The organism is Acidovorax sp. JMULE5, from assembly GCF_013376875.1.
In the GTDB taxonomy this organism is placed as follows: domain Bacteria; phylum Pseudomonadota; class Gammaproteobacteria; order Burkholderiales; family Burkholderiaceae_C; genus Acidovorax; species Acidovorax facilis.
Genome location: NZ_CP035951.1, coordinates 262,731 through 287,709, shown reverse-complemented (window position 1 = coordinate 287,709; position 24,979 = coordinate 262,731). Strand labels below are relative to the sequence as shown.

Annotated in this window: 21 protein-coding genes, 1 pseudogene and 1 riboswitch; of the genes and pseudogenes, 4 read left to right on the top strand and 18 right to left on the bottom strand. The window is 66.7% G+C overall.

Annotated elements, in window-relative coordinates; translation table 11 throughout:
* Nucleotides 1-25 precede the first annotated feature (25 nt).
* From EXV95_RS01405 to EXV95_RS01340, 14 genes and pseudogenes are all read right to left on the bottom strand, one after another.
* Nucleotides 26-418: a DUF3037 domain-containing protein gene (locus tag EXV95_RS01405; protein ID WP_176885536.1), complete on the bottom strand. Its 393-nt coding sequence runs from the start codon at nt 416-418 to the stop codon at nt 26-28.
* The gene (locus EXV95_RS01400; protein ID WP_176885535.1) at nt 405-1,199 is read right to left on the bottom strand and encodes a HipA family kinase; all 795 of its coding nucleotides are present in this window, start codon (nt 1,197-1,199) and stop codon (nt 405-407) included. Before EXV95_RS01400 ends, EXV95_RS01405 begins: the two co-directional genes overlap by 14 nt.
* Nucleotides 1,196-2,269 (bottom strand): aminotransferase class I/II-fold pyridoxal phosphate-dependent enzyme, encoded by a 1,074-nt coding sequence (locus EXV95_RS01395; RefSeq protein ID WP_176885534.1) that lies wholly within the window; start codon nt 2,267-2,269, stop codon nt 1,196-1,198. The genes EXV95_RS01400 and EXV95_RS01395 overlap by 4 nt, the downstream gene beginning before the upstream one ends.
* Nucleotides 2,266-3,222, bottom strand: coding sequence for an adenosylcobinamide-phosphate synthase CbiB (cbiB, locus tag EXV95_RS01390; protein ID WP_176888906.1), 957 nt, complete (start codon nt 3,220-3,222; stop codon nt 2,266-2,268). Before cbiB ends, EXV95_RS01395 begins: the two co-directional genes overlap by 4 nt.
* Nucleotides 3,223-3,280: 58 nt before the next feature.
* On the bottom strand, nt 3,281-3,850 hold the full coding sequence (cobO, locus tag EXV95_RS01385; protein WP_176885533.1) for a cob(I)yrinic acid a,c-diamide adenosyltransferase: 570 nt from the start codon (nt 3,848-3,850) through the stop codon (nt 3,281-3,283).
* Between the two features lie 29 nt (nt 3,851-3,879).
* Nucleotides 3,880-8,097, bottom strand: a complete 4,218-nt coding sequence (cobN, locus tag EXV95_RS01380) for a cobaltochelatase subunit CobN (protein ID WP_176885532.1) — start codon at nt 8,095-8,097, stop codon at nt 3,880-3,882.
* A complete protein-coding gene (locus EXV95_RS01375; RefSeq protein ID WP_176885531.1) occupies nt 8,094-8,480 on the bottom strand; it encodes a DUF2149 domain-containing protein in 387 nt (128 codons plus the stop codon). Before EXV95_RS01375 ends, cobN begins: the two co-directional genes overlap by 4 nt.
* Nucleotides 8,477-8,944 (bottom strand): hypothetical protein, encoded by a 468-nt coding sequence (locus tag EXV95_RS01370; protein ID WP_108499548.1) that lies wholly within the window; start codon nt 8,942-8,944, stop codon nt 8,477-8,479. The genes EXV95_RS01375 and EXV95_RS01370 overlap by 4 nt, the downstream gene beginning before the upstream one ends.
* Before the next feature lie 29 nt (nt 8,945-8,973).
* A complete protein-coding gene (locus tag EXV95_RS01365; RefSeq protein ID WP_176885530.1) occupies nt 8,974-9,768 on the bottom strand; it encodes an ABC transporter ATP-binding protein in 795 nt (264 codons plus the stop codon).
* The gene (locus EXV95_RS01360; RefSeq protein ID WP_176888905.1) at nt 9,765-10,784 is read right to left on the bottom strand and encodes an iron ABC transporter permease; all 1,020 of its coding nucleotides are present in this window, start codon (nt 10,782-10,784) and stop codon (nt 9,765-9,767) included. The genes EXV95_RS01365 and EXV95_RS01360 overlap by 4 nt, the downstream gene beginning before the upstream one ends.
* A gap of 11 nt (nt 10,785-10,795) precedes the next feature.
* Nucleotides 10,796-11,697, bottom strand: a pseudogene (locus tag EXV95_RS01355) (ABC transporter substrate-binding protein).
* Complete coding sequence (locus tag EXV95_RS01350) at nt 11,697-12,299, bottom strand: bifunctional adenosylcobinamide kinase/adenosylcobinamide-phosphate guanylyltransferase (protein ID WP_176885529.1); 603 nt, start codon at nt 12,297-12,299, stop codon at nt 11,697-11,699. Before EXV95_RS01350 ends, EXV95_RS01355 begins: the two are co-directional and overlap by 1 nt.
* Nucleotides 12,296-13,657 carry a cobyrinate a,c-diamide synthase gene (locus EXV95_RS01345; protein ID WP_176885528.1) on the bottom strand — a complete coding sequence of 454 codons (1,362 nt, stop codon included), beginning with the start codon at nt 13,655-13,657 and terminating at the stop codon, nt 12,296-12,298. Before EXV95_RS01345 ends, EXV95_RS01350 begins: the two co-directional genes overlap by 4 nt.
* A gap of 142 nt (nt 13,658-13,799) precedes the next feature.
* Nucleotides 13,800-15,683 carry a TonB-dependent receptor domain-containing protein gene (locus EXV95_RS01340; RefSeq protein WP_176885527.1) on the bottom strand — a complete coding sequence of 628 codons (1,884 nt, stop codon included), beginning with the start codon at nt 15,681-15,683 and terminating at the stop codon, nt 13,800-13,802.
* Between the two features lie 81 nt (nt 15,684-15,764).
* Nucleotides 15,765-16,004, bottom strand: a riboswitch (cobalamin riboswitch).
* 36 nt (nt 16,005-16,040) lie between these two features.
* On the opposite strand from EXV95_RS01340, the gene EXV95_RS01335 reads away from it, so the two are divergent.
* The 3 genes from EXV95_RS01335 (at nt 16,041) to EXV95_RS01325 (ending at nt 17,851) form a co-directional block, all read left to right on the top strand.
* Nucleotides 16,041-16,271 carry a hypothetical protein gene (locus tag EXV95_RS01335; RefSeq protein WP_055395219.1) on the top strand — a complete coding sequence of 77 codons (231 nt, stop codon included), beginning with the start codon at nt 16,041-16,043 and terminating at the stop codon, nt 16,269-16,271.
* Nucleotides 16,268-16,639 carry a cell division protein ZapA gene (locus EXV95_RS01330; RefSeq protein WP_121506920.1) on the top strand — a complete coding sequence of 124 codons (372 nt, stop codon included), beginning with the start codon at nt 16,268-16,270 and terminating at the stop codon, nt 16,637-16,639. Before EXV95_RS01335 ends, EXV95_RS01330 begins: the two co-directional genes overlap by 4 nt.
* Nucleotides 16,640-17,035: 396 nt before the next feature.
* Nucleotides 17,036-17,851, top strand: a complete 816-nt coding sequence (locus EXV95_RS01325) for a sulfite exporter TauE/SafE family protein (RefSeq protein ID WP_176885526.1) — start codon at nt 17,036-17,038, stop codon at nt 17,849-17,851.
* A gap of 52 nt (nt 17,852-17,903) precedes the next feature.
* Here EXV95_RS01325 and EXV95_RS01320 read toward each other — a convergent pair whose 3' ends face one another.
* The 4 genes from EXV95_RS01320 to hemN form a co-directional block, all read right to left on the bottom strand.
* Complete coding sequence (locus tag EXV95_RS01320; protein WP_176885525.1) at nt 17,904-20,348, bottom strand: bifunctional diguanylate cyclase/phosphodiesterase; 2,445 nt, start codon at nt 20,346-20,348, stop codon at nt 17,904-17,906.
* Nucleotides 20,345-21,643: an HD-GYP domain-containing protein gene (locus tag EXV95_RS01315; RefSeq protein ID WP_176885524.1), complete on the bottom strand. Its 1,299-nt coding sequence runs from the start codon at nt 21,641-21,643 to the stop codon at nt 20,345-20,347. The genes EXV95_RS01320 and EXV95_RS01315 overlap by 4 nt, the downstream gene beginning before the upstream one ends.
* 220 nt (nt 21,644-21,863) lie before the next feature.
* On the bottom strand, nt 21,864-22,622 hold the full coding sequence (locus EXV95_RS01310; RefSeq protein WP_176885523.1) for a sulfite exporter TauE/SafE family protein: 759 nt from the start codon (nt 22,620-22,622) through the stop codon (nt 21,864-21,866).
* A gap of 5 nt (nt 22,623-22,627) precedes the next feature.
* Nucleotides 22,628-24,010 (bottom strand): oxygen-independent coproporphyrinogen III oxidase, encoded by a 1,383-nt coding sequence (gene hemN, locus EXV95_RS01305; protein ID WP_055395207.1) that lies wholly within the window; start codon nt 24,008-24,010, stop codon nt 22,628-22,630.
* 188 nt (nt 24,011-24,198) lie between these two features.
* Here hemN and fnr point away from each other — a divergent pair, with 188 nt between their 5' ends.
* Entirely contained in the window at nt 24,199-24,921 is a 723-nt protein-coding gene (gene fnr, locus EXV95_RS01300; RefSeq protein WP_121506925.1) for a fumarate/nitrate reduction transcriptional regulator Fnr, read from the top strand.
* The last annotated feature ends 58 nt before the right edge of the window (nt 24,922-24,979 follow it).

Here is a 24,979-nt window from a genome sequence, read left to right as displayed (position 1 = left end):
GCTCGGTTGGAAGAGGTGGTGGAAGTCAAGGCAGAGGGCGGACCATGCGGTCCATGATGTGTTCGAGTGCTGCCGCCGCATCGGTGCAGCGGCCCGTGTGCACGGGCGAGGTCTGGATGATGGCGCTGCGTTTGGCGGTGAGCCAGTGAAAGCGCTGGCGGTACGGCAGGCGCGCAATCGGCCCACAGCCTTCGTCGCCCGCGCAGATGGCGACGATGGCGGACAGGTGGCGGCGCACGGTGTCGATGTCAGCGTGGGGGTCCATGGCCAACAGGCGCGCCTCATCGAGCGCGATGGCAGCCTGGAGAAATCCGGTGCGCTGGCACGACAGGATCACGCCCGCGTTGATGAATTCCTCACGCTCCACGCGCGGCACCACGCGCACGATGGCGTAGTCGTACACCTCAGGCGCGTGCATCGACGGCCTCCATCAGCGCATTCACCCAGGTGGCGCGCCCGGCCAGGCGGGCGCAGAAGTACTCCACATAGGCCTGGCGGTGGGTAGCAGCTGCGGTCAGCAGGCCTTCTTCGTGGTCGGCGCCGGCCAGCAACAAGAACTCGTCGGGCACCTCGGCCAAGATGCCGGCCACCACCTCGGGCGTGAGGCGCGCGGCCAGCTCCGCATCCACCTGCGCGAGCAGCGTGGCACGCGCCAGCAGCACATGGTCGGCAATCGGCGCGAAGGGTTTGGCGGGCAGGGCCACCGTGCCGTTCCACGCATGGTGAAAGGTCAGCGCCGCACCGTGGTCGATGAGCCAGGGCTGGCGGTGCCACATCAGCAGATTGGTGTTGCGCGCGGTGCGGTCTACATTGCCCACCAAGGCATCGAACCACACGAGGCGCGATGCGAAATCATCCGACACGACATCCACCGCAGGGTCGAAGTTCAACGCGCCCGAAAGGTAATCCAGCCCCACGTTCAGGCCGCCGCTGGCACGGACCAGGTCCTGGATCTCCGGGTCGGGCTCGGTCTGCGCCAAGGCGGGGTCGAGCTGGGCCAGCACGATCTCGGGCACGGGCAGGCCCAGCGCACGGGCGATGCCGCCCGCGATGATCTCGGCCAGCAGTGCGCGCACGCCCTGCCCTGCGCCACGGAACTTGAGCACATAGGTGCCCAGGTCGTCGCCCTCAACGATGGCGGGCATGGAGCCACCTTCACGCAGCGGCGTGACGTAGCGATTGACGGTGATGGTTCTCACGAGGTCTCCCCTGAACCGGTTGAAACACAGCCCGGGATGGTACGACCCGGCAGCGCCTGCCATGCGGCCTGCAGCGCGTCTTGTGCCGCGGGCGCCAGCACCCCCAGGCGCACGGTGCAGGGGAGGCCGAACGATGTCGCATCCCGCAGCTTGATGCCGCTGGCACGCAGCGCGGCCAGGTCGCTTTGCAATGTGGTGGTGGCGGGATGCGCGCAGAAATAGTTGGCCAGGCTGCCTGCGTGCAAGGCCCAGCCCAGGTCGATACACAGAGCCTGCTGGCGAGCCTTCCAGTCGCGCAGGGTGCGCAGGCTGTGCAGCAGCCATTGCTGCACAGTGGCGTGCGTCCACGCCTGCAGCAAGGCCACGCCGTGGGCGCCCACGGGCCAGGAAGACGCCAAAGCCGTCAGGCCCAGCGCCTGCTCTTCACAGCCTGGCGGCGCAATCGCATAGGCCGCGCGCACGCCGGTCAGCCCCAGGGCCTTGTTGGGGGTCCAGAGCTGCCAGCAGGCCGATGGCAGGTACGGCGGCGGTGCGCCCGTCCATGCGCCCTCGGGGCCCAACCGCAGGGGGACATACGCGCAGTCGAGCACACGCCAGGCAGCAGCATCGCACTGCCGCCAAACGCCCAGAGCGGGATCTTCCAGCCCCAAAGGGCTCGACGGCTCGCACGCCCATTGCAAACCCGCCGCAGCACCGCCGCTGCGCAGCACATCCAGCCCCCGCACCTGCGCAGCCTGGGCATAGTCGCCATAGCTGTGCGGCGGCACCGCCACCTGCACTGCGCCCTGTTGTGCGGCCAGCGCGGTGATGCGGTGGATGAACTCGCTGGCACTCGCAGCCAGCACGATGCGCCCCGGCACCACGCCATGGAAGGCGCCCAGGGCCTCGCGCAGCGCCGTGTAGGCCGGGTCGGGGTAGCGCGTGGCATCGGCCGCCTGTACGGCGCGCAGCGCCTCCGGGCAGGGCCCGCAGGCGTTGCTGTTGGTCGAAAAATCAAACACCGGGATGCCCGCAGCGTCCGGCCCACCATGCAATTGCACAGGCAAGCAAAAAGGACCTGGGACTGTCATGCATGCACCCAGGCAAAGGCAACCAGGACCAGCAGCTGAAGGGCGGCCGCCACCGGCACCATCGCCAGCACCACCTGTGTGCCCAGGCGCGCGGCACGCCGCGTATCGAGTGGCCCAACCCGGCGGCCCTTGCTGTGCAGCGTGTACACACCCGGCTTGGCCAGGCGCACGTTCAACGCCAGTGCCATGGCCGCCATGGGCCAACCGCTGTTGGGGGATGGCGTCTTGCGCGCCTGGCGGGCCAGAGTGGAAAAAGGCAGGCCCTTGGCGACCACCGCCAACAACAAGGCGGTGATGCGTGCAGGCACCCACGACAGCACGTCGTCCGCCCGCGCCGCCCACTTGCCCGCCCATTGCCAGTAGCGCCCGCCGCGCATGCCCGGGTAGCCCCACATGGCATCGGCCGTATTGGCAAAGCGGTACAGCGCAGCGCCCGGCAGGCCCAGCAGCGCAAACCAGAACAACGGCGCCACCACGGAATCGTTGAGATTCTCGGCCAGCGACTCGATGGCCGATTCGCGCACCTGTACGGCGGTGAGCGCGCTTACATCCCGGCTCACCAGCCGGGCCAGCTGCGCACGCCCGGCAGGCAGCGATTGGCCTAGCGCCACCTCCACCGCCAGCACTTCATCGTGCAGCATGCGCCAGGCCAGCAGGGGCTTGAGCAGGAGTGCCAGCAACGCCGCCGCCACAAAACCGTGCAGCATCAGCACCAGCTTCTGCGCCGCCCAACCCACTATAAAGACAATAGCTGCCAGTGCGCACCAGACAAGCGCTGCGCGCCAAAATAGCTTGAAATCCCGGGCCACCGGTACCAGGGGTGCCAGCTGGTCGCCCCACCACTGCAGCGCCCGCCCCATCCCGACCACCGGATGCCAGGCAGCGGGCGGCTCGCCCAGCCACCAGTCCACCGCCAGCGCCAGCAGCGGCACGCCGATCCACACCGCCACCATGGGCCAGCCCCCTGCGGGTGTGAGCAACAAAAGCCAGTGGTCGGACACGGCGGCCTCACTAATCTTCGATGCCGCGCTGCGCGGGAATGCCCGCCTTGAACGCGTGCTTAATGAGCTGCATCTCGGTCACGGTGTCGGCCAGCTCAATGATCTCAGGGGGGCAGCGGCGGCCGGTGAGGCACACGTGCACGTCCTTGGGCCGCTCGCGCAGGGTCTGCAACACGCCGTCGAGCGGCAGCCAGCCGTAGATCAGCGGGTAGGTGATCTCGTCCAGCACCACCAGGAAGTGCTCGCCCGACAGGATGGCGGCGCGCGCTTTTTCCCAGCCGTCGCGCGCGAGCTGGGCCGAGTGTTCCAGGTCCTTGCTCTTCCAGCTGAAGCCGTCGCCCAACCCCTCGATGGGCAGGCCGATCTGCTCGAACATGCGGTGCTCGCCAAAACGCGCGGTGGGCACTTTCATGAACTGGAAAATTTTCACGGCCTTGCCCCGGCCATGGGCGCGCAGCGCCAGGCCAAAGGCTGCCGTGCTTTTGCCCTTGCCGTCGCCGGTGTTGACGATGACGAGGCCCCGGCGTTCGCCCTCGGGTTTTTCGTAGCGTTTTTCGGTGGGCGGGGTTTCGATCTGCATGGTGTCGATTCTTTCAGAGAGGCCGGGCATCACAGGCCGGCCGGTTGCAACTGGGGAGAGAGCGAGGACGGACGGCGCGCCTGCCACGCGGCGCCCGCCATCGCCACCAAGGCCATGACCAGCAGGGCCACGATACCGGCCATGCGCTCCACGGGGCTGGGCTCGGTGGCGCTGTCGGAAGGGGCTGGCTCGGGCTGCCGCTCCAGCAACACGCCCATCGTAGGCACGGCGGGCGCGGAGGGTGGTGCTTCTGCCTGGGCGGGCGGCGCGGGCAGGTCAGCGGCGGGGGGCGCAGGCTGTGGCGCTGCCAGGGCTGGCGACTGCGGCGCGGCAATGGCCATGCCAGCAGCCGGGGTCAGCTCTACGGACTCACCACGAGCCGCTCGCTCCACCCAGCGGCGCACGCTGGGCAGCTCGGCCGCCAGCGGAGCCGCACGGGTCAGCTCCTGGTACATCTGCGCGAGTTGTTTTTGCGTTTCGGCATCGGCCTGCCAATAGCCCTGGCGCTGCGCCTGCACCAGGCGCTCCAGCGACTGGGCGTAGGCCTGTGGATGTTCTTTCAGCCACTCGGGCAGGCCCAGCTGGTGCTTGTCGCGCACCAGCACGTCGTAGAAGCTTTGCCAATGGTCGCTGCGCACCGTGTCGGGCGCGACGGCCTGCCAGCCCCAGGCGAACTGCACGGCCTTGAGCACCTGCAGCGTGCCCGAATAGCCCTCGGCCTTCTGCGCCTGGAGCCAGCCCGGGTGCAGGTAGCGCGACTGCATCTCCAGCGCAATGGCGCGCTGCGCGGTTTCGGTGGTGGGCTCGCTCACATCCTGCAGCTGGGCCACATGCAGCTCCAGCCCCTGCGGGCGCCCTGCCACGCGGGCTGCCGCCGACAGGCCGCCCAGGTACTGGAACGGGTCGTCCGAGCTGACCATGGCGTACAGGTGCGAGCTGCGCGACAGGATGGCGGCATCGGTGCGGCGCAGGTGGGCACCCAATGCCTGGGCCGCCACACCGCCCGCAACGCCCGTCACCGGTTCACCCTCCAGATAAGGCTGGCTCATGCGTTCGAGGAACATCTGGCCCAGGCGCGCATCGTTGGTCTGCAGGCCTTCGCTCTGCACCGCGTCGGACAGGCCGGTGCCGTAGTCGCCCACCGCGTTGCCGAACGCACGCACGCGTGCCAGTTGCTCGGCCTGCGCCCGGGGTACGCCTTGTTTGCGCAGCTCCTGGCCGATCTGGTCGGTGTTGCGCGCGATCACGTTGCCGGGCTCGGCCGTGGCGGCCTGGGCCACCGCACGGTCCAGCAGCGCCATCAGCGCGGGAAACTGGTCGCGGTAGGACCCGGTGATGCTCATGAGCACATCGACGCGCGGGCGCTTGAGCTCATCGGCCGCAATGGTCTCCACGCGCACCGGGCGGCCCGAGTCATCCCACACCGGGCGCATGCCCAGCGCCACCAGGGCCTGGGCTTCCATGATGCCCTGGTGGCGCAGAGTTTCACCCGCCCACAGCGACAGCGCCATGCGCTCTGGCGCCTGGCCGCCGTGGCGCGCCTGGTAGTCCTTGAACCAGTCGTTGAACAGCGTCTGCGCCACGGCATAGGCCTGGCGCGTGGGCAGGCGGCTTGGGTCGAGCCCTGTGAGGTTGCGGCCCGTCGGCAGGCTGTCGGGGTTGCGGATAGGGTCTCCGCCGTAGGCTGCGGACAGGTAGCGGCCCTCCAGCGCGGCCAGCAGACCGGGCATCTCGCCTTCGGTCGCCAGCAGGCGCTCCAGCTCCTGCGCGCGCTGGGCCAGCTGCAGCAGCGCGGGCGAGTCGATGGGCTGGCGCGCTGCGCGGTTGGGCACATGGTCTTCGGCGCGCACCAAGCCGTCCTGTGCTGGTAGTGCGTCAGGCAGCACGGGGCGCAGGTCCAGCACGCTGGCGGCCTGCGCGTCGGTCAGAGCCACTTCCAGCCAGCGTGCAGGGCGCGCGGCCAGCACCGCGTCGTGCTTGATGAGGAAGGCTTCGTCGATGTCCTCGCCCAGCGCCTCGATCAGCGGCTTGCGCAGCGCCTGCAGGATAGTCTCGCGCCGCTGCTCGGGCGCGGGCACGCGGCCGAACACGGCCAGGCCCTTGGGCTGCGAGCTTTGTGCGAGCTGGTCCAGGTAGGGGTGCAGGATTTCCAGGAAACCGCTGAAGTCGGCCGCGATGCGCTCGGCGCTCCAGCCCAGGTCGCGGTGCAGCTGGTGCTCCACAAACTGCGCGACCAGCTGCTTTTCGAGCGCGCGGCGCGTGGGGCCTTCGTCCACCGTTTCCCATTCGTGCATCACCTCGTGCATGTGGGCCATGCGCGCCTCGAAGCCTGCCGGGGCGAACACGGGCGTGTGGTGGCTCACCAGCACGGCGCGGCCCCGGCGCTTGGCCGTGAGTGCCTCGCCCAGGTTGTCCACGATGTAGGGGTAGACCACAGGCAGATCGCCCAGGGGCAGCAGCGCGTCGTCGTGCACATCCAGCGCACGCGCCTTGCCGCCGGCCCATTCCTGCGTGCCGTGGGTACCGAAGTGGATGAGCGCATCGGCCTCCAGCTGCGCCCACAGGTACACCGCCAGGTAATGGTGCGACAGCGGCGCCTTGCTCTTGTGCATGAACGGGTTCTGGCCCAGGCGCAGTGTTTCTTCGCGCGGGGGCTGGGGCAGCACGGACAGGTGGCCCACCTGCAGGCGCGGAATGGAGAACACTTTTTCGCCCTGCCACTCGACCACGTAGCGGCTCTTTTCGGGAGTGCCCCAGTGCGCGTTCATGCGCTCGCGCACGGCCTTTGGCAGCGTGGCCAGGTGCTGCTCATAGCGCGCCAACGGCAGCGCGGCGGCCTGCCCGCTTTGCAGCAGCGCGCGCACATCGGCGCCGGGGTAGTAGGCGGCCAGCAGCGGCTTGAGCCCATCGATCCAGCCCTGCTCGGGCACGCGCTCGGTGCGGTAGCCCGCCTGGGCCAGGCCGCCAGAGACCTGTTCCAGGCTGCGCGGCACGTTGAGGAAAGATGCGCCGAAGTTGGTGTCGCCCGGCGGGTAGTTGTAGACCATGGCCACCAGGCGCTTGTCTGCTGCCGGTTTGGTCTGCAGTGCGATCAGCCGCCGCGCCTTCGCGGCCACAGCCTGGGCCTGGCGCGCGATGAGGCGAAAGTCCTGCCCCTCGGCGCCGTGGGCGGCTACCAGCACCGGGTCGATGGCACCCGCCGCCTCGGGCTGCGCCAGGTAGAACGGCACATCGGACAGCGACAGCCCCGTGTCGCTGGCCTCCCACGCGGCGGCATCGCCCGCGCGGTAGGGCTGGGTGCCCAGCAGCGGCACGCCCCAGCGCGCCAGCAGCGGCTGCAGCGCGGCGGCCTGGGGCACCAGCTGGTGCAGCACCAGGGCGGAGGCATGCAGCCGGCCGGGGCCAGAGCCTCCTTCAGCGGGCAACTCCAGCACCTCGGCCAGCGTCTGCGCCGTGACCTGCTGACCGAAGGCCGCATAGGCGAACAGACCTTGCTGGCGGAAGGTCCGCAACCAGGCATCGAGCCACTCCGTGCTGCCGTCGATGAAGTGGTGGCGGTGCACCAGCACGGCCACGGCGGGCAGGCTGCGCAGCGCGGGCTGGCCCTGGCGCCAAGCCTCCAGCGCAGCGGCGTTGGGCAGCAGGCGGGGCGCGTCGGGGTGGTAGATGCCCCGGGGGGGCAGGATGTCGGGCGCGGGCAAGGTGGGCGGGGCTGTGCCCCGCACCACGGCCTGTGCCAGGGCGACGGCGTTCTTGAGATTGCGCGGGCCGCCCGCCTGCAGGTAAGCCACCATGCGGGCGGGAGCCTCCAGCGCAGACAGGTCAACAGCAGGCGTGCCCGCAGGCACCCAGACCACGCGGCCCGGGGCGCGTGCGGCGCGGGCATCGAGCTGCGCGCCGACCATGCGGCGCAAGCGCGCCTCCACACTGGCATGCGGTGCATCCACCCACACCATGGCGGCGCCTGCCAGTGCGCGCTCCAGCTTCTGGGCCTGGGCCGCGTCCAGTACCGCCGGGCCGGCCAGCGGGTAGTCGATGTGCACAAATCCCAGGTCCGCGTCGGAGGCCAGGCGCTGCACCATGGCCGTGCGCGGGGCGGTGGTGATGTCGGACGTGAGCCAGAGCAGCACCGGCGCTGTTTTATCGGCGCCGCCCGCTGCCAAGGCTTTCTCAGCCTGGACGGCATGCACCAGCGGCGCAGCCAGCAGCAGGCACCACAGTGCCGCGCGCAAGATCAGTGCCTTCATGGCTTGGCGGGTGCCGGCGTGGCGGCGCCACCCGCGCCACCGGCCGAAGCGCCGGCAGGAGCAGCGCCCGTTTCAGGGATGTAGACGATATTGCCGTCTTCCAGCTTGTAGGCCACGCCCGCGCGCACGCCCTGCCCTTGCGCTGCGCTGCCAGCGCCCTTGAAGCGCACTTCCTTGCCCTGCTCGCGCACCACCACTTCCATGTCGGGCTGGCCGGGGTTGCGGATGATGGTGACGCTTTCGTTGGCGCTCGTCTGGGTCTGCACGGCCACGGCCGTGAGCAGCGCCACCACCAGCACCAGGAACACGTCCACCAGGTTCACGGCGGACAGCATCGGATCGTCATCGTCCTCTGCCAGCACATTCAGGTGCTTCAAGCTCATTCCCCCACCCCGCGCTCCTTGCGCACCACCAGCAGTTCGGCCAGCAGCCAGCGGCGGCGCACCGAGTACACCACCAGGCCCACCGATGCGGCAGCCAGCGCCAATACCACACCCGCAAAGGCACCGCTGAACACGGCCAGCGCCTGCTGGCCGTTGCCCGCGGCCACGCTTTGCAGCGCAGGGCCGAGCGGGATCATCGTGGCGATCAGCCCCAGCATGGGCGACAGGCGGCTGAGCAGGCGCACGGGCTCCACCTGGCGCACTAGTTGCAGCTCCAGCTCTTCCATCGACAAACCCGGAGCCACGCGCAGCGAACGGTACTGCGGCTGGCGCCAGCGCTGCCACGCCTCCATGAGCGTGGCGCCGCCCGACCACAGCGCGTAGACAAACGCCAGCCCCACCAGCACCAGCACCGGCCACAGCAACGACTGCGCGACCTGCGAAAAACCCGATTCGATGTTCATGCTTCCACTCCCTCAATCCATGTGTTGTTTCATTGGCTGTGCTCGCGCTGCATCGATGGCAGCGCCATCCACATGCCATCCAGATGCCGCACGTGGATGCGGTGGTCAAACACGCTCTCCAGCGCGGCGTGGGTATCAGGCGCATCGCAGGCGCCCTGGTGCAGCACGCGGCCCTGGTCCATCACCACCATGTCGTCGGCCTGCAGCGCCAGCGACACCTCGTGCAGCACGCTGACCACCGTGCCTCCCGCATCGACCAGCGCGCGCATGGTGTGCAGCCAATCGGTCTGGTGGGGTGGATCGAGGTTGGCCAGGGGCTCGTCCATCAGCAGCACCTGCGCCTGCACGGCCAGGGCGCGGGCCAGCAACACGCGCTGGCGCTCGCCGCCCGACAGCTGCGACAGCGGACGGTGACGCCAGTCCCAGGCCTGCGTGGTGCGCAGCGCCTGCTCGACGGCCGCGTGGTCGGCAGCACCCGGCGGGGCCAGCCAGGCCTGGTGCGGCAGGCGGCCGAGCATGGCCACGTCATAACTGGTCAGGTCGTCGGCCGAGCCTTCGTTCTGGCCCAGCCAGGCGAGCTGGCGGGCGCGTTCGCGCGCAGGAATCTGTACCAGCGGGCGGCCCAGCAGCAACACGTCGCCCTGCACCGCCACACGTGGCAGCAGGCCCGCCAGCACCTTGAGCAGGGTGGACTTGCCCGCGCCGTTGGGGCCGACGATGCTGGTCCAGCGCCCGGCGGGCAATTGCAGGTCAATGCCCTGCAATATTGAGCGATTCCCGATGCTGGCGCTTATTCCATTTGCACTGATAGCTATTGATTTCATAGCGCGCCTCCTTGCGAGGTGCGCCGGTGCATGAGCCACAGCAGATAGGTGCCGCCCAGGGCCGCCGTGAGCACGCCCACGGGCAGCTCCTGCGGCGCCAGCAGCCAGCGCGCCAGGATGTCGGCCGCCATGAGCAGCACCGCGCCCATCAGGCTGGAGAGCACGATGTGCCGTTCGTGTGTCACGCGCACGATGGAACGCACCAGGTGCGGAGCCGCCAGCCCCACAAAGGCGATGAGCCCCGTCTGCGCCACCGCCGTGCCCGTGGCCAGCGCCATGGCAGCCACCAGCCCCACACGCATGGGCATGAGCGGCAGGCCCAGGCTGGCGGCCGTGGCCTCGCCCAGCGTGAGGCCGTCCAGCGCACGTGCCAGCATCCAGGCAACCACCGAGCACAGCGCCCAGGCCACGGCCATGAGCAAGCAGGCCGCCCAGCCCACAAAAGCCGTGCTGCCCAGCGTGAAGGCCTGCATGGCCTGCAGGATGTCGGGCGAGGCCAGCTCCACCAGGTCGCGCATCGCGCCCAGCACCACCCCCACAATCACGCCCGCCAGCAGCAGGCGCAGCGTGTGCTGCACGCCCTTGGCGAGCAGCAGCGTGAGCACCACCGCCCCCGCGGCACCCAGGAAAGCCATGCCCGTGATGCCGATGCGCGCCAGCCACTGCGCTGCCACCGGCGACACGCCGAACATCGCCATAGCCACCGCCCCGCCCAGCGCGGCGCCCGAGGCGCTGCCCAGCAGGTACGGGTCGGCCAGCGGGTTGCGGAACAAGCCCTGCGCCACCGCGCCCGACAGGCCCAGCAGCGCACCCGCCAGCCACGCGCCCAGCGTGCGCGGCAGGCGGATGTCCCACACGATCTGCCAAGCGACAGGGTCGCCGTGCATGCGCAGCACGCTGTCAAAACCCGTGCTGCCCACGCTGGCGCCACACACGGTCAGCACAACACTGGCCAGCAGCAGCCAGGCGGCGCACCACGCTGCGCGGCGGCTGGCGGAACCAGTGGGCAAGTCCATGGCAACGTAGGTCACGAGGATTTGTCCACGAGGCAGCGCGCCATGATGCGCGCTGCCTCGGCCATGCGCGGCCCGGGGCGCACCACCACATCAGAGTCGCCGGGGCCGAACACACAGAGCCGGTTCTCGCGGATGGCTCGCATGGTGGCCCAGCCGGGGTAAGGCACCATGGCCTGCATGCTGCGGTTGCCGATCATGATGATGTCGGGGTTGGCGCGCACCACGAACTCGGGGTTCAGGCGCGGAAACGGGCCCAGCGATGCGGGCACCACATTGCGCACCCCCAGCCGGGTGAGGGATTCGCCGATGAAAGACGCTTCGCCCGCCCCGTACGGCCCCCGGCTCACTTCAAAGTACACCCGCGCATTCCGCGCCTTGGGCGGCAGAGATTGCGCTGCCGCCTCCACGCCGGCGTCGATCACGCGCCAGAGGCGGTCGGCCCCCTGCGCACGGGGCACGCCCAGCAGGTCGCTCACGGTGCCCAGGACACGGCGCACGTCGGCATGCGTCTTGGGCTCCAGCTGCACCACGGTGAGGCCGAGCGCCTCCAGCCGGTCACTGGCGCGCGAGCTGACGGACATCAGCACCACATCGGGCTTGAGCGCCACGACGGCCTCGATGCTCGGGTCCAGCCCGCCCCCACCTTGGGCAGTTTGGCAATCACGGCCTCCGGCCAGTTGGAATAGCGGTCTACCCCCACGAGCCGGTGGCATTGCTCCAGCTCGCACACGCTTTCGGTCAACGAGGGCAGCAGGCTCACGATGCGCTGCGGCGGACGGGGCAGCGAGACCTCGCGGCCCTTGTCGTCCTTGATGTGCACGGGCTGCGCACGCGCCAAGCCGGCCATGAGCAGGCCCAGCGCAATCACGATGGCGATCACCCAGAGGATGCGGCGCACGGGGGTGGGTTTCATCAGCGAGGTTCTTTCAAGGTAAGCGGCAGGCCAGCCGCCATGAGCGTCACGCGGGGGCACACCTGCGCCACCTGCTGGTTGAGCGTGCCGAGTGCATCCACAAAAGCGCGCACCTCGCGCCCCATCGGGATAACCCCCAGGCCAATTTCGTTGCCCACCAGAACAACGGGGCCAGGGGATTTCCGAACCGCTATCAAAAACATAGCTGCTTGCACTTGCCAATCAAGCGCTAGCGTCTGTTTTTGCTCAAAACTCATGGCTTCCACCCCCACGGGCATGGTCCAGTGCGTGAGCCACAGCGTGAGGCAGTCCACCACCAGCAGGGTGTGCGGCGTGCTGAGCCGCGTGAGGGCTGCGGCCACGTCGTGCGGCTCTTCCACCGTCCGCAGGCCAGGCACCCGTTCGGCACGGTCACGTTGGTGGCGGGCGATGCGCTCGCGCATCTCCTCGTCCCAGGCCTGCCCGGTGGCGATCAGCACGGCGCGGTGGTCGGCGGACCGGGCCAGCCAGTCGCGTGCCAGCAGCTCAGCGCGGCGGGATTTGCCGCTTTTCTGACCGCCCAGGATGAGCTCGGTAGTGATGGGGTGTGACGCGGATGTCATGCTTTGCTCTGGCCGCCCAGCAGATGCGCAACCGCCTCGGGGCTGGACGGGAACCACGCATGGAAGTAGCTGGCATGGATGCTGCCCTGCTGGTACAGAGCCTCACCCGCATCCGGCGCAACCGCCTCGTTGGGCCGCGCCGTGCGGGCCACCACGGGGGCGCTGCTGTCGCTGGTCGAATAGTGGAAGGTGTGGCCGCGCAGCGTATGTCCTGCCACGGTCAGCTGCTGCGGCCCCAGCGCTGCCAGGCGTTTTTGCATCGTCACGCGGCCGGGCAGCAGGCCCCACAGCGGGGCTGTACTGCCATCGGCCAGTGTGATGAATTCAAACAGCGCCATCATGCCGCCGCACTCGGCCCACAGCGGTTTACCTGCGGCCACATGGGCGCACAGGCTGGCTTGCATCCCGGTGTTGGCGGCGATCTGCGCGGTGTGCAGCTCTGGGTAGCCGCCGGGCAGCCACACCGCGTCGCAATCGGGCAGACCAGCATCGTGCAGTGGCGAGAAGAACACCACGCGCGCGCCCATCTGCTCCAGGCACAACAGGTTGGCGGCGTAGATGAAGCAGAAAGCCGCATCGCGCCCCACCGCCACCGTGCGGCCTGCGAGCAAAGCAGGCACGGCAACCTTCGAGGCGGGCGCCGGAAAGTCCACGGCCCAGCGCTGCAGGTCCTCCAGCGTCATCTGGCCCAGGGGTGTAGCGGCCAGGGCATCGGCCGCTGCGTTCAGCCGCTGCAGGCTGTCGTCCAGCTCGTGCGCAGCCACCAGGCCCAGGTGGCGCTCGGGCAGCAGCGCCGCACCGGCCTTGGCGGCTAAAGGCGCATTGCCTGTCTGCACCCGCATCAGCGCGCCCATCCAGTCGTCGGCATCTTGCAAGCCGTCACGCAACATGTCGGCATGGCGCGCGCTGCCTACGCGGTTGGCCAGCACCCCCGCCCAGGGCAGGCCCGGCCGGTAGTGGCGCAGGCCATAGGCCAGCGCGCCAAACGTGCCCGCCATGGCGGAGGCATCGACCACCGCCAGCACGGGCACACCAAAGTGCCGGGCCAGGTCGGCCGCGCTCGGGCTGCCGTCAAACAGGCCCATCACGCCTTCGATGAGGATCAGGTCCGAATCACACGCAGCGGCGTGTAGGCGCTGCGCGCAGTCGGCCTCGCCATTCATCCACAGATCGAGCTGGTGCACTGCCGCACCGCTGGCCAGCTGGTGCCAATGCGGGTCCAGAAAATCCGGCCCGCACTTGAACACCCGCACCCGCCGGCCCTGGCGCGCATGCAGGCGCGCCAGGGCGGCAGTGACGGTGGTCTTGCCCTGCCCGGACGCCGGGGCTGCAATCAGCAGCGCGGGACAGCGTGTCACACCCCACCCCCAGTGCGGTACTCACCCAGCGGCCGACGAAACTGGCGCGCCCCAAGCCAGTGCCACCGTGGAACTGGCTCCGCCAGGCCACGGGTGGCGTCCCCCCTCCGGGGGGAAGGCGCGCAGCGACTCAGGGGGGGCTTCATTGAGGCGCCCACTTCACACCGACGTAGACCGTGCGCCCTGCCGTGGCATAGGTACGCGCCAGCTGGTAGTCCTTGTCGGCCAGGTTGTCGATGCGGGCCAGCAGTGTGTAGTCGCGCGCAATGCGGGTGCTGGCGTACAGGTTGACCAGCGTGTAGCCACCCAGCACGTTGGTGTTGGCCACGGTGTCGAAGCGGCGGCCTGATGCCTGCACTTCGGCGCCCACGGTCCAGACCGCCAGGCGCGTGTCGGCACCAAACGTGGCGTGCTGCTTGGCACGGCGCGCCAGTTGCTTGCCGGTGTCCAGGTCACGCGGGCGCTGCAGGTCGATGGAGCCGTGCAGTTGCACATCACCCACGCGGTGCGAGCCCGCAAACGTCACGCCCTTGTATTCGGCCCGGGCCGTGTTGGCGTAGCAGCCAAAGTCCGACAGGCAAGTGCCGGGACCAGAGAACGAAATCAGGTTGCTGACTCGGTTGCGAAACAGCGTGGCCGAGAACGTGCTGTTGCCCTGAGCGTAGCGCAGCGCCACTTCGGCATTGCGGCTGCTTTCCGGGCGCAGCGTGGCCACGCCGTATTCGCTGAAGCGGTGGTACAGCGTGGGCGCGCGGAAGGCCGTGCCCGCCGATGCCGTGGCGCGCCACTGCGGTGTGATGGCGTAGCCGTAGGCCACGCTGCCAGTGCTCTTGCCGCCAAACTCGCTGTCGGAATCATGGCGCAGGTTGAGCTGCACGGTGTGGCCTGCGGCGTTGTAGCCGTAACCCAGGGCCAGTGCGTCCTGCGAGCGCTTGGCATCGATGGGGGCGTTTTCGAGGCGGTCTTCTCGGCGCTCCAGCGCGGCCGTGACCAGGTGCGCGCCCTGGCGCCATTCGTTCTGGAAGTAGTAGCCACGCAGGCGCGTGTCGCTCAAATAGGGCGAGGGACGGGTTTCGTATTCATCGCGCGAGTCGGTGATGGACAGGCGCGTCTTGTAGGCGCTGCTCCACTGGGCAATCCAGTTGAGGCCCAGGGCGTGCATGGTGTGCAGGTTGCGGTCGTCCTTGCCCAGCCCGCTGTCGTAGCCGCTGTTGGAGTCATTGACCATGAGCGTTCCCTCCAGCCGGTGCGCTGCATCGACCTGCAGGCCCACGCGGGCATGGCCCGCAGTGGTGCGGTAGCCGTCGCGGTCAGGGTTCTGGGTGGCCACAGTGCGGGCATTGAAGCCCTTGCTGTCATCGCGCGCAAAGCCCAGCGCGTAGTCCACGGTGCCGCTGGCCCCGCTGATGCCAGCCTCCACCTTGGTGGTGTTGTGGTTGCTAATGCCCACGCCCACATACGGCGCCGTGCCGTTCTCGCCGCGCTTGGTGAAAATCTGCACCACGCCGCCCATGGCATCCGATCCGTATACGGCGCCTGCCGGGCCGCGCAGCACTTCGATGCGATCGATGAGGCCGAGCGGAATGCTCTCCCACGGTGCCCCCCCGGTGGACTGCGAATCGATGCGCACCCCGTCGATATACACCGCCGTGAAGCGCGATTCAGCACCGCGCAGGAATACACCCGTGGTGGCACCCGGGCCTCCATTGCGCGAGAATTCCACACCCGGCAGACGGGCCAGCAGGTCGGCCAGGCCGGTGGCGCCGCTGCTTTCAATGGTCTCGCGGTCCACGATGGAAACGTCGGCGACCAGGTCGGCGAGCGGCTGGGGCGTGCGCGTGGCGGCCACCACGGTTTCGGCGAGCGAGGGCGCGCGCAGGTTCTGGGCCAGCAGTTCGCCGGTTGCCGGGGCACTCTGGGCCAGCGCACTGCAGGCGCTGCCAACCGCCAGGGTCAACAGGGCCACACGGTGGGCAGGCAGGCGCAGCAGCGCCACAGGGCGCGCACGAAGGGTACGGATTTTCATGGGGATCATCGTCAACAAACAACCCGGGCCGGCCTCCCGCCAGCATGTGGGTGATACAGCCGCGCAGCACCCCAAGCGGGCGCACGCAGCCACCGTGTTGGCCGGTATCCGGGCTGGCGGAACACCCCCCCAATGCCTTCCCATGCGCTTGTTCAAGGCGCTCAGTGGCGTATGGATGGAGAGAGAGTCGAGAGACTCGTCCGCTGACCGTTGCGGGGGCAGCGCAGGCTGGGCGTGTACCGGTGGTACTGCGCCTCCCTGCTTCCCGTTGAACTGCGGCATGTGAACCACACCGCGAGCACCAACCGAGTGATTTTACGGCCGTTTACAGCCTGCAACCCTACAATCGGGGGCTGTATGGCAACACCGTCCCCCACCGACCAGATCGCCGAGCGCGTCGACCGCCTGCTGCTGCGCCACGCAGAATTGCAACGCACCAACGCGCTGCTGACCGATCAGGTGGCCGCGCTGACGCAAGAACGGGACTCCCTCAAATCCCGCCTCAGTGCCGCCCGCGCCCGCGTGGATGCACTGCTGGAGCGCCTGCCCGCCGCAGCCCCTGCCGCTGTCACCAAGGAAGCCGAATGAAGCAAATCGAGGTGCAGATCCTGCAGCAAAGCTATCTGCTGACCTGCCCCGAGGGCCACGAAAGCCGCCTGCTGGATGCTGTGGAGCGTGTCGATACCGCGATGATCCGCATCCGCGATGCGGGCAAGGTCCGCGCCCGCGAACGCATTGCGGTGCTGGCGGCCTTGAACCTGGCTTTCGAAATCGCCGACCGCGAGGCTGCCGACCTGGCAGCAGGTGCCGCCGCCAAAACGGCCAGCCCCACCATCGCAACCGCTGCCAGCACGGGTACGCAGGAAACCCTCCTACCCGACGAAGACCAGCAGCGCCTTCATGCCCTGGTGCAGCGATTGGATCAGGCATTGGGCGACGACGGCCGCCTTCTTTGACAGCCCCCCAGCACAGCGCCCAGCCTGCCGGATTGCCCCAGATCTGCACCCTTCAAAGCTTATGGGCTTTACATGGCCCCAGACACTCAACCCGTTCAGGCAGCGCCTACAATGGCAGTGTCTGCGAAGCCGCCGGGCTTTATATTTCCTTGAACCAATGCTCAACGAGCTCGGGCTTGGTACATTGCCCGGTGAGCGTGATCATCTCGCGTCAGATGAACCCAACGCTTGGCTGCCCTCGCCCACCTGAACCCCCGGTTCAGGATGAGAGTCCGGTGGCATTCGCAGACACCTTCTTCCCCATGCCCCTGTCCACGCAACCCCACGCTGCAGCATCTCCGACAGGGCATCTCCCCGCCTTCCCCCTCTTTCCACCCCTTTGTCTGACGTCGCGCCATGCTCGATCCCCTGCTGATTGTTGAACTCGGTGTCCTGGGCCTGGCCACAGGTTTTCTGGCGGGCCTACTGGGCATTGGCGGCGGGATGCTGCTGGTCCCGTTCTTGACCTACATCCTGGGCGCGCAAAAGGTCGCACCCGATCTGGCGGTGAAGATGGCGATTGCGACCTCGATGGCCACCATCATGTTCACGTCGATCTCCAGTGTGCGGGCCCACCACCAGCGCGGCGCCGTGCGCTGGGACATCGTCAAGCGGCTGGCGCCTGGCATCGTGCTCGGTGGTTTCATTGCGAGCCTGGGCGTGTTTGCGCTGCTCAAGGGTTCGTTCCTAGCCATCTTCTTCGCGTTGTTCGTGAGTTTTTCGGCCACGCAGATGTTTCTGGACAAAAAACCCGCCCCCACGCGCCAGATGCCCGGTGGCGCAGGCCAGGTGGCGGCAGGTGGCGTGATCGGATTCCTGTCGGGCCTGGTGGGTGCTGGTGGCGGATTCGTGAGCGTGCCGTTTATGACGTGGTGCAATGTGCCCATTCACAATGCCGTAGCCACAAGCGCGGCGCTGGGTTTTCCCATTGCCCTGGCCAACGTGGTGGGCTACGTGATCGGAGGGCATAACGTTGAGGGATTGCCAACCGCCTCGCTGGGCTACATCTGGCTCCCCGCACTGGCCGTGATAGCGACCTGCAGCGTGCTCACCGCGCCACTGGGCGCCAAAGCAGCACACAGCCTGCCAGTCAAGCAGCTCAAGCGTGTATTCGCATCGCTGTTGTTCGGGCTGGCGGCGTACATGCTCTGGAAGGGCATCGCGGCGTTTTAAGCGTCTCTGAACCTACCTCCATGCTACCGGGGTGCCGTAGCACCAGGTTGCCTTAGTTCTGGACAGAACTGCGCTGGCCACGCGCTTTCAAAGGCAAGGGCCTGGCAAGCATGGCGCGAAACTCCTGGGCAGGAAGCCCTGGCGCGCAGAGAAATCCCTGGTAGTGGTCGCACTGCATCTGCAGCAACACCGCCTGCTGGGTTTCTGTTTCCACCCCCTCTGCCACCACCTCAATGTGCATGGCACGCCCCATGCTGATGATGGCACTCACGATGGCCCGGTCTCCATCATCGTCGGGCAGGCCACGCACAAAGGACTGGTCGATCTTGAGCTTGTGGATCGGCAGCTTCTTCAGGTACGCCAGGCTGGAATACCCGGTGCCGAAATCGTCGATGGCGAGTCCAATGCCAAGCCCGGCGAGCACACGCAGGCGCTGCTCCATTTCCTGTGCATCCTGCAGCAGGATGGTTTCCGTCAGCTCCAGCTCTAGCAGCGTGGGCGGCAACTGGTGCACCGCCAGTAGCCGGGTGATGCGGTCCACGAAATCAGGCTGCCGGAACTCCAGCGCAGACACGTTCACCGAAATCATGATCGGCATGCCACTGTGCATCCACACCGCCGCCTCACGCACGGCCTGCTCCATGACCCACGCGCCCAGCGTCACGATGTAGCCAGACTCCTCCGCCAGGGGGATGAACTGCCCTGGTGATACTGCACCGAACTCCGGGTCGGTCCAGCGGATCAGCGCTTCGGCCCCCGTGATGCGCCCGGTGGCCATGTTGACCTGTGGTTGGTAGTGCACCGCCATGCGGTCGAGCCCCAGCGCCTGGCGCATCGCATGCTCCATCTGCATGCGCGACAGCAGATTGGCATTCATCTGCGGCTGGTAAAAGCCATAGCTGCCCCGGCCGCGCTCTTTGACACGGTACATGGCCGTGTCAGCCTGCTTGATGAGATCGTCCAGCGTCGCACCGTCCTGTGGGTACAGCGCCATGCCAATGCTGCACTGGATGGAGAAGCCCATGCTGTCAAGCATGAAGGGCTTGAGCATGTCGTCCAGGATGCGGCGCGCCACGCTCTCAGCCACCACGGCATCACCGCCATGCAGGTAGATGACAAATTCATCGCCACCCAGTCGGCACAACATGTCCGTCTGGCGCAGGCAGGCCTGCAGACGCTCGGCCACCAGTTGCAGCACGCGGTCACCGAAAGGGTGGCCGAGGGAGTCGTTGATGATCTTGAAGCGGTCGAGATCCAGAAACAGGATGGCAAAGCCCGTGTCGCTCTGGCGCGCCCCCTGGATGGCCGTGTCCACACGCTGCGACAACAGCAGACGGTTGGGCAGGCCCGTGAGTACGTCGCTGTAGGCCAACTCCTCAATGCGCTTCTGGGCGGCGTGCTGCAGCGTCAGATCCCGCATGAAGCCGATGCTCTGCACCAGACGCTCTTCGTCGTCGCGCAGCGCCACCCATGACAACTGCACTGCGCAATAGGTGCCGTTGTCACGGGGCAGCCACAGCTCGCCTTCCCAGAAACCCTCCTTGGCCCACCCCTGCAGCACCTGCTCCATGAAAGCCGCGTCCGACCCACCACCGAACAACGACGCCGCCAGGCACCCTTCAAACGATTTGGCAGACGGCCCCACCAGCCGCTCGCAGCCTGGGTTCATGCGCAAGACCCTGTGCTGGCTGTCGGCGATGAAGATGGCGTCCAGGCTGGACTCGAACACCCGCGCGGCCAGTCTCAGGCTAGCCTGTATCTCGGTCTGGCGGGTGATGTCCCGGTACGAATACACCCGCCCCACGGGCCGCCCCTGGCTGAACTGCGGCACGGTGCGCAACTCCAGCACCAAGCCATTTCGCAACACCACAATGTCGGTGCTCTCCTGCATAGGCTCTCGGGCGATGGCAGCCAAACGCTCCGCATAGGCACGTGCGTCCTCAACCTGGGCCTCCATGTGCGCATAGACAGCCGCATCGTCGCGCCGCACCAGCAAATCGCGCGGAATATTCCACAGTTGCGCAAGCCGCTGATTAAAAGCCCGCACCCGGCCATCAAGGCTGCACACGAGCATGCCGTCAGCGGCAGAATCCAGCGTGGCGCGCAGCTCAGACAGCAAAGTTTCCAGCTCGCGCTCGGTCGATTCCTGGACACTGCGATCCAGCATGGTCAGCATGAAGACCGTGCCAGAAGCGACCTCTGCAGGAACGCGCGTCACCTGACGATTGACCGGAACCAGGGTGCCGTCAGCGCGCAAAAGGCTGGTGTGGGAATGAATGCCATCTGCAACCACCTGGGCCGACTCCCCCCAGAACGCCATGTCCTGCGGCGTGGAGGCCAGACGCAACACGGGCGTCCCCACCATGTCGGCTACAGGCAAGCCCACCAGCCGCTGCGCCGCGGCATTCGCATGAAGGATGAGCAGGCTGGTCTCATCGACCAGCCAGACGGCCTCCTGCAAACCGTCGAGCCAGCCGTGGGACTGCGAAACGGTCACGACCCTGCCTCTTCGGGGCCGGGGCTGACCGCACGCTCGAAAAAGTAACAAATACGCTGCCGGGGGGAGAGGTAGTCCAGCGCATCGCGCGGCAGTTGCGCGGGCTTGAGGCTGCGCCGGATACCCAGCTCGGGCACAGTTTCCAGGTCCAGGATGGGAGCCTCATCCTTGGGCACCCGGGAATCATGGACGATGACCTTGGGCCGCAGCGGGCGCGAAGAGTTGACCGAAGCAACAATCGCATAGCGGTCGTTCACCAACTGGACGATGGAGCCCGGCGGGTACACCCCCATCATGCGGATGAATGCCCCGAGCACCACGGAATCAAAGCGCGCCTTGAGCTGTGCAAAGATGACCGACAAAGCCTCGTGGGGTGTGAGCGCATCCACTCCATTGGCGGGATTGCACATGCGATCGTAGCGATTGACGAGGGCGAGCACCTGGCTCGCGCGCCCCAGATCGGGCCCCGACAACCGCAGCGGAAACCCACTGCCATCGGCCATCTCATGGTGCCGAGCGACGGCGGTAATCACAGGTTGGGGCAGCCCCATGCGCGTGGCCAGTGTCACGGACTCAGCCACATGGGTCTCGTAACGCGTACGCTCCATCGGAATCATGGAGGGTGTGGGTTGCCTGAGATTCGGTGGCAGCTTGAGCTTGCCCAGATCATGAATGAGCGCGGCAATGCCAAGGTCGTGCAGCTCGGCACTTTTCATGCCCAACGCACGACCCAGCAGCAGAGAGATCACCATCACGTTGATCGGGTGCAGGGCATTGCGCTCGCCCACCCCTTCCGACAACAGCCGGATGACAGAATCACCGTTTTCAAGGAGTTCGGCCACGCAACCTGACACCAGCGTTTCGCCTTTGGTACGGGCCTGGTCGGGGTGCTCCGAGACCACACGCTCCAGCGCCTGGTATTGCCGCGTGGCCTCCCCAAACCGCTGATTGCAGGCTGCCAGCGTCCGGTTCTGGGCCTCCAGCAATTCACGCCTGCGCTGCGCCTCTGGGTCCACCGTGGCAGTAGCTGTCGCAGCCTCAGGTGCACTCGAAGACGATGCCTTCATTTCCGGCACGCTCCAGGCTGCAGGCACGAGTTCCCTCAGTTCTGGATCGCTCTTTTTGGGAAAGTACCGCACCTCGGTGAGCCCCAGCTCACGCAAGGTGGCAATCTGCTCCGCCGCCGCCACACGAAAGCTGCTCACCGGGAACGGATGGTGCAACCAACCCACGTCGAGCTGGATGTACATGCCGACACGCAGTTGGCTGATGTCGATGAGGATGGAGGAGTTCACTTCAAGGCGTGTGAAACATGGCGACGTCAATGCCACCAATAGTTACACAGATTATCGCCAGTTCGAGGGTCTTGTCGAAGGAGTGCGCCTGCGCCGCAGCGGCACGGCAACACCTGCCTTTCTCACCAAGGGCAGGCGTTGATCACCCTTGTATAGACATGGATTTACGAGGCCTCCCGAACCCCGTCGCACCGCAGCTTGCGAATGGGGGAACTGCTGGCTAGCGGCACCACAACGACGGTTTGTAGACCAGGTCCATCCAGAGTGCCCAGCTGGCCACTGCGCACAGCAACCCTCCTGCGATGCGCGTTCCCCAGTCCGCACGTTTCGCATTGACCCCTGCTTTCAGCCGAATCCACACCAAGGGCCCGCCCACCAGCCACACACCACTGCCCAGGCCAAAAAGCGCCATGCTGAACGCCCCTTCCAGAGGCCCACCGCTCAGCGCAGCCACGAGCAGCGCGGAATAGAGCAAGCCACAGGGCATCAAGGCCCAAAGCCCCCCAGCAACCAGAACCCCGCCTGGTGCACTGACGAGAGGCCGCACACGCGCCCATACGGTACGGCCCGCCTGCTCTACCCACTGGGGCTGGCGCGCCTGGATCACCATCATCAAACCCCACGCCATCACCGCAACATGCATCAGGGTCCACGCAGGGCGAAGTGCCACGGTCTGCTGGGTCAACCATGCCAGGCTATCCATGGCCCATGCAGCCAAGCCACCCGCCACAGCGTACCCGGCCAAGCGGCCAGCATGAAAAGCGACGGCGCGCCGAATGACACCGCCACGGGGCACCCACTGCACTGTCTGCACCGTCTGGGGAGTTGCCTGTGGCTGCGCATCGCCACCGGCTGTGGACGCCACGCCCCCACCGCCCTGCCCGATCAATGCCCCACAAGGCGCAGAACACATGGCCAAACAGTGGGACCCGCCAACGAGTCCCATCAGCAAGGCGGTTGAGGCGACCGTAGCAATCATGAGAATCAGATGATGCGCGAAAAACGGGCGCGGTTGCGGTCAGCCTGCAGGTAACGGTCAAAGACCATGGCAATGCCACGCACAAAGAACCAGCCCATGGCAGTGACCTCGACCCCATCGGGCCGCACCACCACAAGCCCCTGCTCGGCCATGGTTTCCAGTTGCGCCAGCTCCGCAGAGAAGTAGTGGCGAAAGTCGATCAACCACGCTTGCTCCATGGGCTCAAACAACAGCTCGCCTTGGCACATCAAGGCCATGATGACCGCGCGGCGCACGAGATCGTCGCGCGTCAGGGCCAACCCACGAACGACGGGCAGGCGCCCCTGGTTCAGAAAATCGTAATACTCATCCAGGGTCTTGGCATTTTGGCTGTAGGTGGCTCCGACACGGCCAATCGCAGACACCCCCAGGCCGATCAGGTCGCAATCAGGTTGCGTACTGTAGCCCTGGAAGTTGCGGTGCAGACGCCCCTGGCGCTTGGCGACTGCCAATGCATCCTCAGGCAATGCAAAGTGGTCCATGCCCACATACACGTACCCAGCATCCATGAAGGCGTCCAGCGAACGGGACAGCATCGACACCTTGCCTGCAGCCGCTGGCAACTCGGCCGAAACAATACGGCGCTGAGGCTTGAAACGTTCTGGCAGATGGGCATACGCGTACAACGCGATACGGTCAGGCCGCAGCTGCGTAACCTGGGCCAGCGTGCGGTCAAACGACTCTGGCGTCTGCCGAGGCAGGCCGTAGATCAAATCCACATTGATGGATTCAAAACCCAGCGAACGTGCGGACTCCACGAGCGAAAACACCTGCTCGGCAGGCTGTATGCGATGAACGGCCTTTTGAACCTCGGGATCGAAATCCTGCACTCCAAAGCTCAGTCGGTTGAACCCCAGTTCCGCCAGCACGGCAAGGCGGTCCGCATTGACGGTGCGAGGGTCCACCTCAATCGAATACTCCCCGCCCGGCGCCAACGAAAAGCTGCGTTTGAGCATGCCCATCAGCTCCCGCAAGCCCTCGTCCGATAAAAAAGTGGGCGTGCCACCACCCAAGTGAAGCTGGCTCACCACCTGCCCCGTGCCGCAGTGTGCTGTGTGCAAGTCAATCTCGCGGCTCAAATACCGCAAGTACACCTCTGCCCGATCATGGTGTTTGGTGATGATCTTGTTGCATGCGCAGTAGTAACAAAGGGACTCGCAAAAGGGGATGTGCACGTACAAAGACAGCGGCAAGGCCTTCGTCATGGAGCCCAGCCTGCGCTGCTCCAAGGCAAGCGCGTAGTCGTCCTGCCCAAAGGCCTCGACGAAACGGTCAGCTGTTGGGTAAGAGGTATAACGGGGCCCTGGCACGTCGAAACGGCGCAGCAGCTCGGGCGAAACAGCGGTCATGGGCAAATTCCTTGCGTACACTTCGACTGTGCCGTAAGCTGCACTCCATGTCCTTGACCTGCATCAAGTGATGGGCCGGGACGAACAGCGACAATTTGATGCACATCAGTCGCCCACCCGCACCCAAAAGGCCCAGCCTGTTAGGCATATGGGGCGATATGCTCAAACCTTACCTAGCCCCTGTGCCTATGAACCCGCTCACCATCAAAGTCGCCTGCTCCAACTGCAACCTGCGCGAGCTGTGCATGCCGGTCGGGCTGAACGAGGAACAGCTGCAACGCATTGACGAGGTCGTTGCCGTTCGCCGCAAGATCAAACGCGGTGGAACCCTTTTCCGCAATGGCGAATCCTTCACCTCGCTCTATGCCATTCGCACCGGCTTCTTCAAAACATGTGTGGCCACCGAAGACGGGCGTGACCAGGTCACGGGTTTTCAGATGGCAGGCGAGATCATCGGCCTTGATGGCATCGTGAATGACCACCACACCTGCGATGCGGTGGCCCTGGAAGACGCGGAAGTCTGCGTCATGCCCTTTGACCGCATCGAAGAACTGTCCCGCGAAGTCACCGCCTTGCAGCACCATGTGCACAAGATCATGAGCCGCGAGATTGTCCGCGAGCATGGCGTGATGCTGCTCCTGGGCAGCATGCGCGCTGAAGAGCGCCTGGCCGCATTCCTGCTCAACCTGGTCCAGCGCCTGCACGCCCGGGGGTTCTCGCAGTCCGAGCTCGTGCTGCGCATGACCCGCGAAGAGATCGGTAGCTACCTGGGCCTCAAGCTCGAAACCGTGAGCCGCACCTTCTCCAAGTTCGTGGAAGAAGGCATTGTCGAGGTCAAGCAGCGCCATGTGCGCATCCTGGAGACCGAGGCCCTCAAGCGCATCGTGAACAACCAGCAGGCCTGCCACTGAACTCGGTGCTGCCACCCTGGCAGTTCTCACCAACTTGACCTCTGCCCACAGGTGGCGT